Genomic DNA, 17,831 nt, shown 5'->3' with positions numbered 1-17,831 from the left:
TGTCTCTCCATGTTGTTCATCATGATCTAACCCGTTGATAAAGAGAGCTTCTCAGCATCACTGGAACGGGTGCAACCAGCAGAAAATAAAACAGTGGTAATCGCAGGGTTATTATCAGCGCCTCCGGCGAGCGATTATTTTCATGTTGCTGGCACTTTCCGGATTCAGGTTTTTGAGCTCTGTCACCTTTCGCAGTTTATTTCTTTGACGCTTTTTTAAGGCAACTTACGACTGAACGAGTGGGGGCGCGTGAGGCTATTCAGTCAGCCTGAGCCGGGCGGAACTGTTATTGCGCAGCTAAGCGATCTGCGAATAATCCGACTCTGCTATAAATCGCAGCGGCAAAAATGGTTAACAGGTGGCAAAGGGCATAATTAAAAAAGCCACCAGAGCGTTAATTCTTTTGCGCTATTTAACGGTGCCGGGGGTGGCTTTTTAAGCATAATCTGTAAGCTGGTGTGACTGGGGTCACGGGCAGGCACATTTTTAATCTGTTATCTCCGGCCCGTAAGCGTAAATAATGAGGCTGCATGGCCCGCATTTAGTTGATAGCGTTAACTGCCTTATGCCGGGATAATCTGCCTGAAATCGTTTTCAACTCCTGAGTAAAAGTGCCATTTGTTGTTAATTCAGCGTTAATAAAAGGTCAGGCACGCCCGATTTTAATAGCTCTGTTTTGCCCGAATTAATACTTAGGAATTATCTGTAGCGTAAAAATAATTTATTTTTTTATTTGAATTAGGTAGTCTTGGCGCTACAGTTTTATTAACCCCCCTTAATCAAGGACATTGTGATGAGTGACGCATTTAAGGTACTGAACAATATTCGCACATTACGTGCCCAGGCTCGTGAACTGCCACTGACCGATCTTGAAGAGATCCTGGAAAAATTAACGGTTGTTGTTACTGAGCGCCGTGAAGAAGCAGAAGCGGAAGAGACGCAGAATCGCGAAAAAGAAGAAAAGCTTTCTAAATATCGCGAAATGCTGCTGGCTGACGGTATCGATCCTAATGAATTATTAGGTGCACTGGAAAGCGGGAAAAAACGTACCAAGCGTGCGCCGCGTCCGGCTAAATATTCTTACACCGACGAAAATGGTGAGCAGAAATCCTGGACTGGCCAGGGCCGTACCCCGGCAGCGATTAAAAAAGCGCTGGATTCCGGTAAAAGCCTGGACAGTTTCCTGATCGATTGATCGACACAATCCTTGTAAGTGGGAGCCGGGGGGCCATCATGGCCTTCCGGCTTTTTTATTTCTGCCGGGATATCAATCACCCCGCAAGGAATCCACGGCTGACGCTGGCGTGCGCTGCGTCACATCTGGCATAATAGCCGCCGTTTTTTCATCCATTCTCTTCACAAAGGTCAATGCCGTGTTAGTTAGCAGCAATATCACCATGCAGTTTGGCAGCAAGCCACTGTTCGAAAATATCTCCGTTAAATTTGGCGGCGGTAATCGTTACGGTTTAATCGGTGCGAACGGCAGCGGAAAATCCACCTTCATGAAGATTTTGGGTGGCGATCTGGTGCCTTCAGGCGGCAATGTTTCTTACGATCCCAACGAGCGCATCGGTAAGTTGCGTCAGGATCAGTTCGCCTTTGAACAATTTAGCGTACTGGACACCGTTATCATGGGTCACCATGAGTTATGGGAAGTGAAGCAGGAGCGCGACCGTATTTATTCTTTGCCAGAAATGAGCGAAGAAGAGGGGTATAAAGTCGGCGATCTTGAGGCACTTTACGGTGAGATGGACGGCTATAGCGCGGAGTCTCGTGCCGGTGAGTTATTACTCGGCGTCGGCATTCCGGTTGAGCAGCATTATGGCCCGATGAGCGAAATTGCGCCGGGCTTTAAATTACGTGTGCTGCTGGCGCAGGCGCTGTTTTCTAATCCTGATATTCTGTTACTCGATGAACCGACGAACAACCTGGACATCGATACTATTCGCTGGCTGGAGCAGGTGCTGAACGAGCGTGACAGCACCATGATTATCATTTCGCATGACCGTCACTTCCTTAATATGGTCTGTACGCACATGGCTGATTTGGATTATGGCGAGCTGCGGGTTTATTCCGGTAATTATGACGAATATATGACCGCGGCGACTCAGGCGCGTGAACGTCTGTTATCCGATAACGCCAAGAAAAAAGCGCAGATTGCTGACTTACAATCGTTCGTCAGTCGTTTTAGCGCCAACGCCTCTAAATCGCGTCAGGCGACATCACGCGCTAAGCAGATGGATAAAATTAAACTGGATGAAGTGAAAGCCTCCAGCCGCCAGAACCCGTTTATCCGCTTTGAGCAGGACAAGAAGTTGTTCCGTAATGCGCTGGAAGTGGAAGGTTTGACCAAAGGATTTGATAACGGTCCGCTGTTTAAGAATTTAAATCTGCTGCTGGAAGTGGGTGAGAAGCTGGCGGTGATCGGTGCCAACGGTATCGGTAAATCAACACTGTTAAAATCGCTGGTGGGTCAGCTGACGCCAGATAACGGCAGCGTTAAATGGTCAGAGAATGCACGTATTGGTTATTACGCTCAGGATCACGCCGATGATTTTGCCAATGACCTGACGGTATTTGACTGGATGAGTCAGTGGAAACAGCCTGGCGATGATGAGCAGACCATTCGCGGTATTCTGGGTCGCCTGCTGTTTTCGCAGGATGATATTAAGAAGCCGGCCAAAGTGCTTTCCGGTGGAGAGAAGGGTCGTATGCTGTTCGGTAAGCTGATGATGGAAAAACCGAACATTCTGATTATGGATGAGCCGACCAACCACCTTGATATGGAGTCGATTGAATCGCTCAATATGGCGCTGGAGATGTATGAAGGCACGCTGGTGTTTGTTTCACACGACCGTGAATTTGTCAGCTCGCTGGCAACCCGCGTGATAGAGCTGAAAGCAGATCGCGTGGTGGACTTCACCGGTAATTACGAAGATTACCTGCGGAGTCAGGGTATCGTCTGATTGAAACGGGGTGGCGCAGGCCACCCCATTTTTTTTGGTGGTAATGAATGAGTTATATGCTTTTAGCTTGTTAGATGGTGTGGGTTGGGCAGGATGCCAGGCTCGGGGATTATCTGGCAGCAACGCATATGCTCAAGGCGCAGGGAACATGGTCAGAGGAGGAAAGCGTCCCGCGCCATGGATGGCGCGGGCCGAGCGCCCATGGATGGTTTAAGCGACTTTCCGATCTGACCTTGTTCCCTGAGCAGGTAAAAACTTCACCACGGTGCGGGCTTCATGAAGCACAGGCGTTCCTGCCGACGCTACGCGTTACCACCACACACTTCACAGTGCGCATCCTGCGCTACCTTCATGCTGCGGAACTCCGCGCTCATCGCATCGTACATCAGCAACCGGCTGGTGGCGGGCGTGCCAAATGCCGTCAGCACTTTAATCGCTTCCATCGCCTGCATCGCACCAATCACGCCAACCAGCGGAGCCATGACGCCCGCTTCCACGCAACTCAGGGTTTGTTCCCCAAACAGGCGGCTGATGCAACGATAGCAGGGTGTGCCGGGCTGCCAGTTGAATACGCTGATCTGGCCTTCCATCCGAATCGCGGCGCCGGAGACCAGTGGCACCCGCTGCTGACGACAGAGCCGGTTAAGCTGCTCACGCACCGCAACGTTGTCGGTGCAGTCAAGCACCACCTGCTGCCTGGCGATCAGCGCCAGCAGCGCTGCATCGTCCAGCTGTCCATTTACCGGATGCAGCTGACAGTGCGGATTGATGGCGGCCAGGCTTTGTGCGGCGGAGTCCACTTTGGCGCGGCCAATGTCAGTATCGTGATGCAGGATCTGCCGTTGCATGTTGGAGTGCGACACGGTATCGAAGTCGAGCAGCGTCAGGCTGCCGACACCGGCAGCCGCCAGATAGGGCGCAGCGGCGCAGCCGAGTCCGCCCAGCCCCACGACCAGCGCATGACTCGCTTTCAGCCGCTCCTGACCGTCGAAATCAAAGCCGCGCAATACAATCTGCCGGTTGTAGCGCAGCATCTCCTCATCGCTTAATTCAGGCAGCATCTACGCCTCCAGCAGGGCGTTGAACGGTTCCACCTCGACCCATTCGCCTGGTTCAACATTGCCGCGATCCCGTTCCAGCACAATAAAACAGTTTGCCTGGGCGAAGGAGCTGAAAACGTGTGAACCCTGCATCCCGGTGGTTTCCACCTCCAGTTCGCCCTGTGCGTTCTGTCGCAGGATGCCGCGCTGGAAATCGAGCCGGCCTGGTGACTTTTTAAGCCGCGAAGCGCAGCGCACTTTCTGACGTGGCGGCAATGCTGATTTTTGCTGACCGGTGAGGGTGGCAAGCAGCGGCTGAACGAGCTGATAAAAGGTCACGGCGGCGGAGACCGGATTCCCTGGCAGGCCGCAGAACCAGCTGCTGTTGAGGCGGCCAAAGGCAAATGGCTTGCCAGGCTTGATCGCCAGCTTCCAGAAGCTGATGGCACCAAGCTCTTCCAGCATCGTTTTGGTGAAGTCCGCTTCGCCCACCGAGACGCCGCCGGTAGTAATCACGACATCCGCCTGCCGATCGGCCTCGGTGAAAGCAGCACGCATTGCGGCCGGGTCATCTTTGATAATGCCAAGGTCGATGACTTCGCAACCCAGCTTATGCAGCATCAGCGATACCGCAAAGCGGTTGGTGTCGTAGATCTGGCCTTCGGCCAGCGGCTCGCCTACCGGCTGGAGTTCATCACCGGTGGAGAAGATAGCGACCCGCAGTTTTCGCAGCACGCTGACCTGCGCGATACCCAGTGAGGCGAGCAGTGGCAGCTCCGCGGCACCCAGACGCGTTCCCGCTTCCAGCACCACGGTGCCTGGCTGAATATCATCGCCGATGAGACGAATGTTCTGTCCGGGACGGACCGGCGCGGTGACCATAATCGCATCACCCTGTGTTTCGGTCTGCTCCTGCATCACTACTGCTTCACAGCCTGCAGGCACCGGCGCACCGGTCATGATGCGAATCACGCTGCCCTGCGGCCACTCACCGTTAAACGGTGCGCCGGCAAAGGCTTTACCCGCCACTGGCAGCGGCTGACCGCTGCTGGCGTCTGCCAGCCTGACGGCGTAGCCATCCATCGCAGAGTTATCAAATGGCGGGACGGCAATCGGTGAGGTCACCGCTTTGGCGGTGATACGCCCGACCGCTTCGGCCAGCGGCACGCTAAGAGAGTCGGTGACGGGCGTCAGCTGTGACAGCATTTTTTGTTGTGCCTCCTCAAGGGAGATCAAGCCTGCAGTAAAACTTTCCATGGATATTCCAGCCTGGTTATCTCAGATGCTGCCTATTATGGTGGGAATTAGCCGCTGAGTCACATCGGTGTCGGCCTGACTTGCCTGTTGTTGTGGCCAAAGTGAAATATGGCGGTAAGAAAAGGTTATAACCACAGGAACAGTTTCCGCTTTACAACACTTAGCAGGCTTTCTATAGTCAAAAATCACCAAAAATGGGTGAAAACCATTTTAAATCAGTGTTTTTCGTCCTGATGCAACCACAGGGTAGATCGTTATGGTCAATGCAGTGATCGCCATTCATGGAGGCGCCGGTGCCATTACGCGCTCAGCAATGAGCGCCGAAAAAGAGCAACTCTATCGTCAGGCGCTACACGATATTGTCACTCAGGGCCAGCAGATACTGGCTCAGGGCGGCAGCGCACTCGATGCGGTGACCGAAGCGGTGCGACTGCTGGAAGAGTGCCCGCTGTTTAACGCCGGTAAAGGTGCGGTCTTCACCCATCAGGGCACACATGAACTCGATGCCTGCATCATGGATGGCCGTACCCTGGGTGCAGGGGCGGTCGCGGGCGTAACGCGGGTACGGAATCCGGTGCTGGCGGCACGTGCCGTGCTGGAACATAGCGAGCATGTCCTGTTTATCGGCGAGGGCGCAGAGCAGTTTGCTGAGGCGCACGGGCTGGAAACGGTCACGCCTGATTACTTCTCGACTCCGGAACGCTGGGAGCAGTTGCAGCGCGCGCTGAACAGCGATGCGGCGGTGCTGGACCATGATGGTGCCGCGCACAGCGATGACCCGCTCGACCCGGACCGTAAGTTTGGTACGGTGGGGGCCGTCGCGCTGGACCTTGAGGGCAACCTCGCGGCCGCCACGTCAACGGGCGGTATGACCAACAAGCAGGCCGGGCGGGTCGGCGACTCGCCGCTGCCGGGCGCAGGCTGCTACGCCAGTAACGACAGCGTGGCGGTCTCCTGTACCGGCACCGGTGAAGTCTTTATGCGGACGCTGGCGGCCTATGATGTGGCAGCGCAGATGCGCTATGCCGGGCGCTCACTGCAGCAGGCCACGGTTAATGTTATTCATGACAGTGTGCTGGAGCTGGGCGGCAGCGGGGGGCTGATTGCCGTCGACCGCGCAGGCAACGTAGCGCTGCCGTTCAACAGCGAAGGGATGTATCGCGGTGTGGCGCGGGTTGGCGAAGTGGCAGACGTCGCTATCTATCGCGAAAGTTAAGGAGCAGAGATGAGCGACAGGCAAACGTTACCGCCGCTGGCCCCTGAGCAGGTCCTGGCGGTGCGCGATCTCAATGTGCGTTTTCAGCACGAAACCACCGTCACTGACGCGGTGCGTCATTTGTCACTCGATCTGTTTCGCGGCGAAACGCTGGCGCTGGTGGGGGAGTCAGGCTCGGGGAAATCAGTGACCTCGCTGGCGCTGATGCGGCTGATTGAGCAGGCTGGCGGGAGGGTCAGCGGCGAGGTGCTGTTGCGGCGTCGCAACGGCGACGTGCTGGATCTGATGCGCGCCTCAAAAGGTCAGATGCGGCGGGTGCGCGGTGCAGATATGGCGATGATCTTTCAGGAGCCGATGACCTCACTGAATCCGGTCTTCTCCGTGGGCGAGCAGATCGCGGAATCCATCCGTCTTCATCAGGGCCTGAGCCACGCCGGCGCGCTGGCCGAAGCGCGCCGTATGCTGGATCTGGTACGAATCCCGGATGCGCAAAATGTATTATCCCGCTTTCCGCATCAGCTGTCGGGCGGGATGCGTCAGCGCGTGATGATCGCCATGGCGCTCTGCTGCAAACCGGCCCTGCTGATTGCCGATGAGCCGACCACCGCGCTCGACGTCACCATCCAGGCGCAGATTTTGCAGCTTATCCGCGTGCTGCAAAAAGAGATGCAGATGGGGGTGATTTTTATCACTCACGATATGGGCGTGGTCGCCGAAATGGCCGATCGGGTTCAGGTGATGTATCGCGGCGAAGTAGTAGAAAATGCCCCGGTAGCCAGGCTGTTCAGCGCCCCGCAGCAGCCCTATACCCAGGCGCTGCTGGCGGCGGTGCCAAAGCTCGGTTCGATGCAGGGCCAGCCCCTGCCAGCTAAATTTCCGTTGCTGCACAGCGATGCCGTTGATGATGTGCCGCAGGATACGGTTCGCCGCCTGCAGCCACCCATTTTGCAGGTGCGCGATCTGGTCACCCGCTTTGATATTCGCGGCGGCCTGCTGAACCGCGTCAAACGCCGGGTGCATGCCGTCGAAAAAGTCAGTTTTGATCTCTATGCCGGTGAGACGCTGGCGCTGGTGGGGGAGTCTGGCTGTGGTAAATCGACCACCGGGCGATCGCTGCTGAAGCTGGTTGCCAGTCAGGGTGGCACCCTGACCTTTGACGGACAGCGGATAGACCATTTGTCGGGTGCCGCACTGGCCCATCTGCGACGCGACATTCAGTTTATCTTCCAGGATCCCTACGCCTCGCTCGATCCCCGGCTGACGGTTGGCTTCTCCATTATGGAGCCGCTGCTGGTTCACAAGGCGATGCCGCGTCGCGAGGCGGAGCAGCGCGTTGCCTGGCTGCTGGATAAAGTGGGTCTGCTGCCGGAACATGCTCAGCGCTATCCCCATGAGTTTTCCGGCGGCCAGCGTCAGCGCATCTGTATAGCCCGCGCGCTGGCGCTAAACCCCAAAGTGGTGATCGCCGATGAGTCCGTCTCGGCGCTGGATGTGTCAATTCAGGCGCAGATTATTAATCTGATGCTCGACCTGCAGCGCGAGTTTGGCATCGCCTTCCTGTTTATTTCTCACGATATGGCGGTGGTGGAGCGTATCAGCCACCGCGTGGCGGTGATGTATCTCGGTCAGATTGTCGAGATGGGGCCGCGTCAGGCGGTGTTTGAGCAGCCTCAGCACCCTTACACCCGAAAACTCATGGCAGCGGTGCCGGTAGCCGATCCGGCTCACCGGCGTCGCGAACGAGCCTTACTGGTCGATGAGATCCCCAGCCCGATTCATGCGTTAGGGGATGAACCTGAAGTGGCGCCGCTGATGGAGGTGGCTCCGGGCCATTTCGTCGCCCGCCACGTTATCAGTGCGACCTGAACAGTGACGATGTCGCCCCGGCGACCAACCCGACAGGGATTACAGGAGAACAAGATGCAGATTACGATGCGTAAAGGGTTACTGGCGGCTGGCGTGTTAAGCAGCGCAATGGCATTGCCCGCCTGGGCAGCACAGGATGCGGTGATTGCCGTCGCGTCCAACTTCACCACTCTCGATCCCTATGACGCCAACGACACGCTGTCGCAGGCGGTCGCCAAATCCTTCTATCAGGGCCTGTTTGGCTTTGATAAAGAGATGAAGCTCACTAACGTGCTGGCTGAGAGCTATCAGGCCAGCGCCGACGGCCTGACCTACACCATCAAGCTGCGTTCCGGGGTTAAATTCCAGGATGGCACTGACTTCAATGCGGAAGCGGTAAAGGTCAACCTCGATCGTGCCAGCAACCCGGATAACCATCTCAAGCGCTACAACCTGTTTAAACATATTGCCAGCACCGAAGTGGTGGATCCGACTACGGTGAAAGTGACGCTGAAAGAGCCGTTCTCCGCCTTTATCAACATCCTGGCCCATCCGGCGGCAGCGATGATTTCGCCTACCGCGCTGAAAAAATATGGCAAAGAGATCGGTTTCCATCCGGTAGGAACCGGCCCGTTTGTGTTTGAAACCTGGAACCAGACCGATTTTGTGAAGGTGAAGAAGTGGGACGGCTACTGGAAGCCGGGCTATCCGAAGCTGGACAGCATTACCTGGCGACCGGTGGTGGATAACAACACCCGCGCGGCGATGCTGCAGACCGGCGAAGCGAACTTTGCTTTCCCGGTGCCCTATGAGCAGGCAAAACTGCTGGAGAAGAACAGCAAGCTTGCTGTGGTAACGACGCCATCGATTATGCAGCGTTACATCAGCCTTAACGTCACTCAGAAGCCGTTCGATAATCCGAAGGTGCGTGAAGCGCTGGAATATGCCATCAACCGTCAGGCGCTGGCGAAAGTGGCGTTCTCCGGTTACGCCACGCCTGCTACCGGCATCGTGCCGCCCACCATCGACTTCGCTCAGACCTATCCGGCCATCAGCTACGATCCAGCCAAAGCGAAAGCCCTGCTGAAAGAGGCGGGTTACCCGAACGGGTTTGAAACCACGCTCTGGTCGTCACACAACCACAGCACCGCGCAGAAAGTGTTGCAGTTCACCCAGCAGCAGCTGGCGCAGGTTGGCGTGAAAGTTAAAGTTACGGCGATGGATGCGGGTCAGCGTGCCGCTGAAGTAGAAGGCAAGGGCCAGAAAGAGAGCGGCGTGCGCATGTTCTATACCGGCTGGTCCGCCTCAACCGGCGAAGCGGACTGGGCGCTGACGCCACTGTTTGCTACTACGGCCTGGCCACCGGCGATCTTCAATACCGCGTTTTACAGCAATCCTAAGGTCGATAAAGATCTGGCTGATGCGCTGAAAACCACCGATCGTGCCGAGAAAGCGCGTCTCTACAAAGATGCGCAGGATACCATCTGGCAGGATCACCCATGGATCCCACTGGTAGTTGAGCAGCTGGTTTCTGCCAACAGCAAAAACCTCAGCGGTTTTTATGTGATGCCCGATACCTCATTCAATTTCGATGAGGCAACTCTGAAGTAACGGAGCAGGCCAGCCCGCGAGGCTGGCCGCAGCTGCAGGATGTTGCATGTTTAACTATTTTCTCAAACGACTCTTTGGGCTGATCCCCACGCTGCTGATTGTGGCGGTGCTGGTGTTCCTGTTTGTTCACCTGCTGCCGGGCGACCCGGCGCGTCTGATCGCCGGGCCGGAAGCCGATGCCTCGGTGGTGGCGCTGGTGCGTCAGGAGCTGGGACTCGACCTGCCGCTGCCGCAGCAGTTCTGGCACTTTATGCTGAATGCGCTGCAGGGCGATTTCGGCCAGTCGATGGTCTCGAAGCGGCCGGTCGCGGAGGAGATCGCCTCACGCTTTATGCCAACTTTGTGGCTGACGCTGGTCAGCATGATCTGGGCAGTGATTTTTGGCATGGCCATCGGCATCGTTTCCGCTGTCTGGCGCAATCGCTGGCCCGATCGACTGGGGATGACCCTGGCGGTGTCGGGCATTTCGTTTCCCGCCTTTGCGCTGGGCATGCTGCTGATGCAGGTCTTCTCGGTGGAGCTGGGATGGCTGCCAACCGTCGGTGCAGAGAGCTGGAAACATTACATTCTGCCCTCCATCACCCTGGGCGCGGCGGTGGCGGCGGTGATGGCGCGCTTTACCCGCGCCTCATTCGTGGAGGTGATGCAGGAAGATTATATGCGGACCGCCCGGGCCAAAGGGGTGCGCGAGTCGCTGGTGGTGGTGAAGCATGGCCTGCGCAACGCCATGATCCCGGTGGTGACGATGATGGGGCTGCAGTTTGGTTTCCTGCTGGGCGGATCGATCGTGGTCGAGGTGGTGTTTAACTGGCCGGGCCTGGGGCGACTGCTGGTCGATTCCGTGGCGATGCGCGACTACCCGGTTATTCAGGCGGAAGTTTTGCTGTTTTCACTGGAGTTTATTCTGATCAACCTGTTTGTCGACATGCTCTATGCGGTGATTAATCCCGCTATTCGCTTTAAGGAGTCGCGATGAAAAACTGGCGACGCGAAGCGGCACTGAAAACGATGCCGCTGATTGCGGAGAATCGGGTGCGAACGCCGTGGCGTGAATTCTGGCGGCGTTTCAGAGGACAGCCGGTGGCGCTGCTGGCCGGGCTGTTTGTGCTGGTACTGATTGTGCTGGCGGTTATCGCCCCGTGGATTGCGCCGTTCGACGCAGAGAACTACTTCGATTATGACCGGCTCAACGAAGGCCCCTCGCTGATGCATCTGTTTGGCGTCGATTCGCTGGGGCGTGACATTTTCAGTCGGGTGCTGGTCGGCACGCGGATTTCCCTGATTGCGGGCTTCTTTTCGGTAGTGATCGGCGCGCTGATCGGCACATTCTTTGGTCTGTTAGCCGGCTATTACGAAGGCTGGTGGGACCGCATCACCATGCGTATCTGCGATGTGCTGTTTGCCTTTCCCGGCATTCTGCTGGCGATTGCGGTGGTGGCGATTATGGGCAGCGGCATGAGTAATGTGATTGTGGCAGTCGCTATCTTCAGTATCCCGGCTTTTGCCCGGCTGGTTCGCGGCAATACGCTGGTGCTGAAGCATCAGACCTATATTGAGTCGGCACGCAGCATCGGCGCTTCTGACTGGACTATCCTGATGCGGCATATCCTGCCCGGCACGGTATCGCCGATTGTGGTCTATTTCACCATGCGGGTCGGTACCTCAATCATTACCGCGGCCAGCCTGTCATTTCTGGGGCTGGGCGCACAACCGCCTACGCCGGAGTGGGGTGCAATGCTGAATGAGGCGCGGGCCGACATGGTTATCGCGCCTCACGTGGCAATTTTCCCCAGCCTGGCCATCTTCCTCACCGTTCTGGCATTTAATTTACTCGGAGACGGGCTGCGCGACGCACTTGATCCTAAACTAAAGAGATGAAACCTTTCGATTATGATCAGGACTTCAGCACTATCGACTTCCGCCAGCACCCCGAGCTTTATCAGGTCGGGCGTGGTGAGCAGGGCGTGCTGATGGTCGAGCCTTATAAAGGCGAAATACTGCCACACTGGCGTTTTCGTACCGTTCCCATTGCTGAAGAGTCGGCTGAGAAAATCATGGCGCTGTTTGAGGAGTATCGGCGCAAAGACGATTTTGTCGGCATGGATATGGCGCGCAAATTTATTCAGATGGGGTATACCCGTGCGCGCCGTTACAGCAACCACAAGGGCGGACGCAAATATGATGCGGATGGCAAGGAGCTGCCGCGCGGCGTCAACGAGGAAAAAGCCGCGGCGGCGGCTGTTTTCAAAGGCTACTGGGACAAACTTCGTGCAGATGAAGACTATCTGCGACGTAAAAAAGCGCATCAGCAGCAGTATGGCTAAGCGTTAATCCTGCTCTCCCGGCAGCCGCTAACCCCTGCCGGGGTTGTTTTAATGAACCCGTCCTGCTCTCTCTTATCCCTCATTCCTTGTCTGCAACGGTTCTGCTGCAGCGCCCGTGCTGCCAGATGCGCAACCGTTTCCCCATGCCCTAAAACGCCATAGCCCGCCACGCTTGCCAGATAAAGTCAGACAGCAGCAGAAGAGAAACCTTTTCTGCTGGCGAGCCGGGGGCGTAAAGTAGTGAAAAAACGCGTAAAAGCCGATCCACAGCACAGGCAAAAAAACGGGCGGTTCAAACCGTGCTTTTTCCAATAACTTCCCGTGCTATAAAAAGAAATTGGCTGCGGAGCCTCTGACTGATGAACAAGCGAAACGCTGACAGTGGCCGCTGTTTAGAGCATCCGGTAAAAGGCGGGTTGATATTCACTTGTTTTCATTAATAATAAACGGGCAAACCCCACTGAGGGGGCTATGCCCCTCAGGTAATGAAATGGATAATGTGAGAGCTAAATAATGAAAGAGATCATCAACGGATTTCTGAATTTCCAGCAGAATGTGTTTCCTGAAAGGAAGGATCTTTTCAAAAGCCTGGCATCAAATCAAAATCCGAAAGCGCTGTTCATCTCCTGTTCAGATAGCCGTCTGGTGCCTGAACTGGTGACGCAGCAGGAGCCAGGAGAGCTGTTCGTTATCCGCAATGCGGGCAACATCGTTCCCTCATTCGGCCCGGAGCCAGGCGGTGTCTCCGCCACTATCGAATATGCGGTGGTCGCGCTGGGCGTCTCCGACATCATCATCTGTGGTCACTCTAACTGTGGTGCCATGAACGCCATCGCCTCCTGCGCCTGCATGGATACCATGCCTGCGGTTGAGCACTGGCTGCGCTATGCCGATGCGGCAAAAGCGGTGGTTGAGCAGCGTGAGTATGACTCGCCAGAGAAGAAGCTGAACGAGATGGTCAAAGAGAACGTCATCGCCCAGCTGAACAACATGAAAACCCATCCTTCCGTCTCCGTCGCGCTGCGTAACGGTAAGCTGCGTCTGCACGGCTGGGTTTACGATATCGAAAGCGGCACCATTATGGCGCTGACCCAGGGTGGCAAACAGTTCATCACCCTGTCTGAGAATCCTGATACCTGCTTTGAGTAATCTTTTTCGCCCGCTGTGCTCTGCAGCGGGTTTTCCTGCTATTTATTCTGCATAACAGCGTTAAATCGCCTCTGTTATTCTGCATTTCCCCTCTGGCTTATCTATGCTTGCTTAAACCTTCCTGATACAAGCGAGTTGATGATGCGTAAAACTTCCGTTGCTGCTCTTCTGGCGGTCTCTGCCGTGCTGCTCAGTGGTTGTACTTCTCATGTTGCTGATAAGCAGCAATATTCAGGTTTTTTAAGCGATTACAGCCAGTTGCAACCGACGTCGTCAGCCAGTGGTGAACCGACTCTGCGCTGGATTTCACCCGATTATCAAAGCAGCCATTATAAAGATGTGCTTTATACATCGCTGATCTACTACCCGGCGGCGCACCCCACGCCACGCGTCACTCAGCAAACGCTGGATCAGGTGCTCAGTTACACCGAGATCCAGCTAAAAGGCGCGATAGCCACCCGCCTGCCGCTGGTGAATCAGGCTACGCCGCATACTCTGAAGGTAAGGGCCGCCATTACCGCCGTGTCAGCAGAAAATCAGGGCGTGCAGTTTTATGAAGTGGTACCGGTTGCCGCGGTCGTTGCCAGCACCATGGCGGCGTCAGGGCATCGTACTCAGAACAGCGAACTGTTTCTGGAAATAGAAGCCAGCGATGCGGTGACGGGCAAACCGATGATCCGGGTGGTTCGCAAAGCCTTTGGCAAAACGGTCAGTAACAGCAATACGCCGATCACCTTTGACGAGCTGAAGCCTGGTATCGATACGATGGTGCGTGACACGGTAAGTTTTAACGCGCCCTGACTCTGACGGGCGACAGCAGAGCGCTGTCGCCCTGATTAATCTTTTGTAAATCCTCAACATCATTGCAGAGGGGCTGACTACGCTTAAGGGCATTCTATTCCGTCAGGAGATCGTTATGGCCCGTTTCTCAACTACCTTGTTGCTAAGTGGCTCCCTGTTTTGTACCGCCCCCCTGTTTGCCGCCGACGTAAAGGTCGAGGTATTACAGGATAAGTTACAACATCCATGGTCCGTCGCCTTCCTGCCCGATAACAAAACGCTGCTGATTACCGAACGTAGCGGACAACTGCGCAGCTGGAGCCCGGAGAGCGGCCTGTCGCAGCCGATCCAGGGCGTGCCAAAGGTCTGGGCAGAACGGCAGAGTGGCCTGCTGGACGTGGTGCTGGCACCCGATTTTGCCACCAGTCGTCGCGTCTGGCTTAGCTATACCGAAGCGAACAGCAGTGGCAAAGCGGGCGCGGTGGTAGGCGTGGGCACGCTGAGCAAGGATAACCGGCAACTCAGCGATTTCCGCGAGGTGATTCGGCAGACGCCGATGCTCTCCAGCGGCAACAACATCGGTACCCGGCTGGCGTTTGATACCCAGGGCTATCTCTGGATCGCCTTCGGCGATAACTTTGCCAGCAGCGCTGCGCAGGATCTCGATAAGCTGCAGGGCAAACTGCTGCGGCTCAACGCCGATGGCAGCGTGCCGGACGATAACCCGTTTGCGAAACAGCGCGGCGCACGGCCAGAGATCTGGGCCTTTGGTTTGCGTAATCCGCAGGGGCTGGCGCTTAACCCCTGGACCGGCAAGATATGGGAAAATGAACATGGCCCGCGCGGCGGCGATGAAGTGAATATCATGGAGCGGGGCAAGAATTACGGCTGGCCGCTGGCAACCTACGGCATCGACTATAGCGGTGACAAAGTGCCGGAGTCACAAGGCACACAGGTTGCGGGTACCGAACCGCCGCTTTATCACTGGAAGGATTCTCCGGCCATCAGCGGCATGGCGTTCTACAATAGCGCCCGTTTTCCGCAGTGGAAAAACTCGCTGTTTATCGGCGCTCTGAAAGAGAAAAACCTGATTCGTCTGAGTATCAACGGCGAGAAAGTGGTGGAAGAGCAGCGTCTGCTGGACGATCAGAAGGCGCGCATTCGCGATGTGCGTCAGGGGCCGGATGGCTGGCTCTATGTGCTGACCGATGAGGCCAATGGCAAGCTGCTGAAAGTGGGATTAGCGCAGGACGCTGGTGCGTCCCGCGGCTAAGAGCCTGTCCCCGGGCTATTTTATGTGTCAGTCTGGGCCTGGGCAGTGCTCACACAGGCTGCTTTAGCAACCTGAACGCCCGTCAGGGCGGCCCTGAAGGGGCGAGCGCAGCGAGTAATCCTCACGGACTACGTGTACTACGGATTGTGCCGCGCTGTCCGTGTCCAGGCTGCTAGCAACAGTTACGCCTGATGGAATAAGCTCGGAGTCAGCGCGCCCAGTGATAAACCTGCCAGCCGCGGTTTAACGCTTCCTTGTGTAACTGTTCGTCAGGGTTGATGACATGGGCATGATCGGCCTGTTCCAGTAGCGGCAGGTCGTTCATCGAATCGCTGTAGGCCCAGGTGCGGTCAAAGGCCTCGTCCTGCTGCAGCGCTTTCCAGTCACCCAGTCGGGTGACTTTACCCTCTTTATAGGTCATGGTGCCGTAAGTGTTGCCGCTGTAGCGCTCGTCCACGATTTCAACGCCAATCGCCAGCGCGCCGCAGGCACCCAGCTTCTCTGCAATCGGCACCACCAGATGCTCGCCGCTGGCGGAGATGATCATGACCTTGTCGCCACGCGCCCGGTGCCACTCAATCCGCTCGCGGGCTGCAGGATAAACGCGTGGCATGATGTCGCGGTGAATGAAGCGGCGCACCCAGCCTTCAACGGTAAGCGTGGCCATGCCCGCCAGGGGGGAGAGTGTTTTATTCATATACTCTTCAATCGACAGCGTACCGGCATAGTACTGGCTCATTAATGCCTGTTCCTGATCAATCAGTTCACTGGGGGCGAATCCCTGTGATACCAGCCAGCGCAGCCACAGGCTGGTGCTGTCTTCACAAATGAGTGTTTCATCCAGATCAAAAAGGGCTAAGTCCATGGTCGGTCTCCTCGGCTGACTGGCGTTCAGGTTAACTGATATTTGTGACGGGCTTAACTCTTCTGCGAAAAATCGGAATTTCACGCAGTTTTCATAGCGACAGAATCGGGGAAAAGCGGCACGCGCGCGGCACTTATGCCAGGGTTACTCTACTAAACTCTAAAAAACTTTACGATTCGACGGTTTTTTTCGCTGCCGTCAAGGGTTAGCGTTTGAGTGAGAATTTTCTGCCCCTGGAATTTCGATTTAACAAGGACAATCCGGCCAAGCCCATGACAAACACTCGCTTCACATCTCGCCTGCGGCACCTTGCTGCCACTTCATTACTGATTCTTGCCCCCGTCAGCGTTTTTGCTGAGCAGGCTCCCGCCGCGCCAGGCATTGATGCTAAAGCGTGGATTCTGATCGACTACGCCAGCGGTAAGGTGTTAACCGAATCCAGTGCCGATCAGCGCCTCGACCCCGCCAGTCTGACTAAAATGATGACCAGCTATGTTGTGGGTCAGGCGATTAAAGCGGGGAAAATCAAGCCGGATGACCTGGTTACCGTCGGACAGGATGCCTGGGCTACCGGCAATCCTAAGCTGCGCGGCTCGTCGCTGATGTTCCTCAAGCCGGGCGATCGTATTCCGGTGCATGAGCTGAATAAGGGGATCGTGATCCAGTCCGGCAATGACGCCTGTATTGCGCTGGCGGATTATGTGGCGGGCAGTCAGGATTCGTTTATCGGCCTGATGAACAACTACGTGAAGGCGCTGGGACTGCAGAATACCCACTTTATGACGGTACACGGTCTGGATGCAGAAGGGCAGTACAGCACCGCGCGTGATATGGCGCTGATTGCTCAGGCGCTGATCCGCGATGTGCCCGAAGAGTACGCGCTGAATAAAGAGAAAGAGTTTACCTTCAATAATATTCGCCAGATCAACCGCAACCGCCTGTTGTGGAGCACCAATCTCAAGGTTGATGGCGTCAAAACCGGCCACACCTCAGGCGCGGGGAATAATCTGGTCGCTTCAGCAACCGAAGGGGATATGCGTCTAATCTCGGTGGTGCTGGGCACCGCCAGCGATGCGATTCGTTTCCGCGAAAGTGAAAAGCTGCTGACATGGGGCTTCCGTTTCTTTGAAACGGTTACGCCGATTAAAGCGGATGCGCCGTTTGCGCAGCAGCGGGTCTGGTTTGGTGATCGCAGCCAGGTCAATCTGGGCGTGGCGAAAGATGCTGCGCTGACCATCCCTAAAGGGCAGATGAAGAATCTGAAGGCGAGTTTCAGACTCACTACGCCGCAGCTGGAAGCCCCGCTGAAGAAGAATCAGGTGGTCGGCACCATCGATTTCCAGCTGGACGGGAAAACGATTGAGCAGCGGCCGCTGGTGGTGATGCAGGATGTGCCGGAAGGCGGGTTCTTCAGCCGGATGTTTGATTTCGTGATGATGAAATTCAATGGCTGGTTCGGGAAGTGGTTTTCATAAGTAAGCAGGGACGCAGGCTCGTACTGCGTT

15 protein-coding genes are annotated in these 17,831 nt (G+C 56.0%); 12 read left to right on the top strand and 3 right to left on the bottom strand.

What is annotated here, in order from left to right:
- Positions 1-793 precede the first annotated feature (793 nt).
- On the top strand, positions 794-1,195 hold the full coding sequence (locus tag OK412_RS11835; RefSeq protein WP_003850507.1) for an H-NS family nucleoid-associated regulatory protein: 402 nt from the start codon (positions 794-796) through the stop codon (positions 1,193-1,195).
- Between the two features lie 178 nt (positions 1,196-1,373).
- Positions 1,374-2,966, top strand: coding sequence for an ABC-F family ATPase (locus tag OK412_RS11830; protein WP_010254366.1), 1,593 nt, complete (start codon positions 1,374-1,376; stop codon positions 2,964-2,966).
- Positions 2,967-3,268: 302 nt separating this feature from the next.
- On the opposite strand, the gene moeB is transcribed toward OK412_RS11830, so the two are convergent.
- Positions 3,269-4,027 carry a molybdopterin-synthase adenylyltransferase MoeB gene (moeB, locus tag OK412_RS11825; protein ID WP_245116769.1) on the bottom strand — a complete coding sequence of 253 codons (759 nt, stop codon included), beginning with the start codon at positions 4,025-4,027 and terminating at the stop codon, positions 3,269-3,271.
- Positions 4,028-5,263, bottom strand: coding sequence for a molybdopterin molybdotransferase MoeA (moeA, locus tag OK412_RS11820; protein ID WP_264353197.1), 1,236 nt, complete (start codon positions 5,261-5,263; stop codon positions 4,028-4,030).
- A gap of 256 nt (positions 5,264-5,519) precedes the next feature.
- Here moeA and OK412_RS11815 point away from each other — a divergent pair, with 256 nt between their 5' ends.
- The 9 genes from OK412_RS11815 to OK412_RS11775 all read left to right on the top strand — a co-directional run bounded on the left by OK412_RS11815 (position 5,520) and on the right by OK412_RS11775 (position 15,461).
- A complete protein-coding gene (locus OK412_RS11815) occupies positions 5,520-6,479 on the top strand; it encodes an isoaspartyl peptidase/L-asparaginase family protein (RefSeq protein WP_264353196.1) in 960 nt (319 codons plus the stop codon).
- A 9-nt stretch (positions 6,480-6,488) separates the two neighbouring features.
- Positions 6,489-8,345 carry a glutathione ABC transporter ATP-binding protein GsiA gene (gsiA, locus tag OK412_RS11810; RefSeq protein ID WP_223564170.1) on the top strand — a complete coding sequence of 619 codons (1,857 nt, stop codon included), beginning with the start codon at positions 6,489-6,491 and terminating at the stop codon, positions 8,343-8,345.
- A gap of 54 nt (positions 8,346-8,399) precedes the next feature.
- On the top strand, positions 8,400-9,935 hold the full coding sequence (gsiB, locus tag OK412_RS11805; protein ID WP_010669736.1) for a glutathione ABC transporter substrate-binding protein GsiB: 1,536 nt from the start codon (positions 8,400-8,402) through the stop codon (positions 9,933-9,935).
- A gap of 46 nt (positions 9,936-9,981) precedes the next feature.
- A complete protein-coding gene (gene gsiC / locus OK412_RS11800) occupies positions 9,982-10,911 on the top strand; it encodes a glutathione ABC transporter permease GsiC (protein ID WP_010254376.1) in 930 nt (309 codons plus the stop codon).
- Positions 10,908-11,813 carry a glutathione ABC transporter permease GsiD gene (gene gsiD / locus OK412_RS11795; protein ID WP_031593173.1) on the top strand — a complete coding sequence of 302 codons (906 nt, stop codon included), beginning with the start codon at positions 10,908-10,910 and terminating at the stop codon, positions 11,811-11,813. The genes gsiC and gsiD overlap by 4 nt, the downstream gene beginning before the upstream one ends.
- Positions 11,810-12,259: a DUF4385 domain-containing protein gene (locus OK412_RS11790; RefSeq protein WP_010254385.1), complete on the top strand. Its 450-nt coding sequence runs from the start codon at positions 11,810-11,812 to the stop codon at positions 12,257-12,259. The genes gsiD and OK412_RS11790 overlap by 4 nt, the downstream gene beginning before the upstream one ends.
- 513 nt (positions 12,260-12,772) lie before the next feature.
- Positions 12,773-13,408, top strand: coding sequence for a carbonic anhydrase (locus OK412_RS11785; protein ID WP_010254395.1), 636 nt, complete (start codon positions 12,773-12,775; stop codon positions 13,406-13,408).
- A 141-nt stretch (positions 13,409-13,549) separates the two neighbouring features.
- The gene (locus tag OK412_RS11780) at positions 13,550-14,209 is read left to right on the top strand and encodes a DUF3313 domain-containing protein (RefSeq protein WP_022625967.1); all 660 of its coding nucleotides are present in this window, start codon (positions 13,550-13,552) and stop codon (positions 14,207-14,209) included.
- Positions 14,210-14,324: 115 nt separating this feature from the next.
- A complete protein-coding gene (locus OK412_RS11775) occupies positions 14,325-15,461 on the top strand; it encodes a PQQ-dependent sugar dehydrogenase (protein WP_264353195.1) in 1,137 nt (378 codons plus the stop codon).
- A gap of 208 nt (positions 15,462-15,669) precedes the next feature.
- Here the strand turns inward: OK412_RS11775 and OK412_RS11770 are convergent, their stop codons facing one another.
- The gene (locus tag OK412_RS11770; protein ID WP_022625965.1) at positions 15,670-16,326 is read right to left on the bottom strand and encodes an HAD family hydrolase; all 657 of its coding nucleotides are present in this window, start codon (positions 16,324-16,326) and stop codon (positions 15,670-15,672) included.
- A 272-nt stretch (positions 16,327-16,598) separates the two neighbouring features.
- Between OK412_RS11770 and OK412_RS11765 the strand changes: the two genes are divergently transcribed.
- Positions 16,599-17,801 carry a serine hydrolase gene (locus OK412_RS11765; protein ID WP_010669738.1) on the top strand — a complete coding sequence of 401 codons (1,203 nt, stop codon included), beginning with the start codon at positions 16,599-16,601 and terminating at the stop codon, positions 17,799-17,801.
- The last annotated feature ends 30 nt before the right edge of the window (positions 17,802-17,831 follow it).

The sequence above is a fragment of the Pantoea sp. JV6 genome, assembly GCF_025910055.1.
In the GTDB taxonomy this organism is placed as follows: domain Bacteria; phylum Pseudomonadota; class Gammaproteobacteria; order Enterobacterales; family Enterobacteriaceae; genus Pantoea; species Pantoea agglomerans.
This window is presented reverse-complemented; position numbering and strand designations above follow the sequence as displayed.

Bases quoted from the DNA above. Each gene is read 5' to 3' on its own strand.
- OK412_RS11835 (WP_003850507.1), top strand. From the start codon at position 794: ATGAGTGACGCATTTAAGGTACTGAACAATATTCGCACATTACGTGCC.
- moeB (WP_245116769.1), bottom strand. From the start codon at position 4,027: ATGCTGCCTGAATTAAGCGATGAGGAGATGCTGCGCTACAACCGGCAG.
- moeA (WP_264353197.1), bottom strand. From the start codon at position 5,263: ATGGAAAGTTTTACTGCAGGCTTGATCTCCCTTGAGGAGGCACAACAA.
- OK412_RS11815 (WP_264353196.1), top strand. From the start codon at position 5,520: ATGGTCAATGCAGTGATCGCCATTCATGGAGGCGCCGGTGCCATTACG.
- gsiA (WP_223564170.1), top strand. From the start codon at position 6,489: ATGAGCGACAGGCAAACGTTACCGCCGCTGGCCCCTGAGCAGGTCCTG.
- gsiB (WP_010669736.1), top strand. From the start codon at position 8,400: ATGCAGATTACGATGCGTAAAGGGTTACTGGCGGCTGGCGTGTTAAGC.
- gsiC (WP_010254376.1), top strand. From the start codon at position 9,982: ATGTTTAACTATTTTCTCAAACGACTCTTTGGGCTGATCCCCACGCTG.
- gsiD (WP_031593173.1), top strand. From the start codon at position 10,908: ATGAAAAACTGGCGACGCGAAGCGGCACTGAAAACGATGCCGCTGATT.
- OK412_RS11790 (WP_010254385.1), top strand. From the start codon at position 11,810: ATGAAACCTTTCGATTATGATCAGGACTTCAGCACTATCGACTTCCGC.
- OK412_RS11785 (WP_010254395.1), top strand. From the start codon at position 12,773: ATGAAAGAGATCATCAACGGATTTCTGAATTTCCAGCAGAATGTGTTT.
- OK412_RS11780 (WP_022625967.1), top strand. From the start codon at position 13,550: ATGCGTAAAACTTCCGTTGCTGCTCTTCTGGCGGTCTCTGCCGTGCTG.
- OK412_RS11775 (WP_264353195.1), top strand. From the start codon at position 14,325: ATGGCCCGTTTCTCAACTACCTTGTTGCTAAGTGGCTCCCTGTTTTGT.
- OK412_RS11770 (WP_022625965.1), bottom strand. From the start codon at position 16,326: ATGGACTTAGCCCTTTTTGATCTGGATGAAACACTCATTTGTGAAGAC.
- OK412_RS11765 (WP_010669738.1), top strand. From the start codon at position 16,599: ATGACAAACACTCGCTTCACATCTCGCCTGCGGCACCTTGCTGCCACT.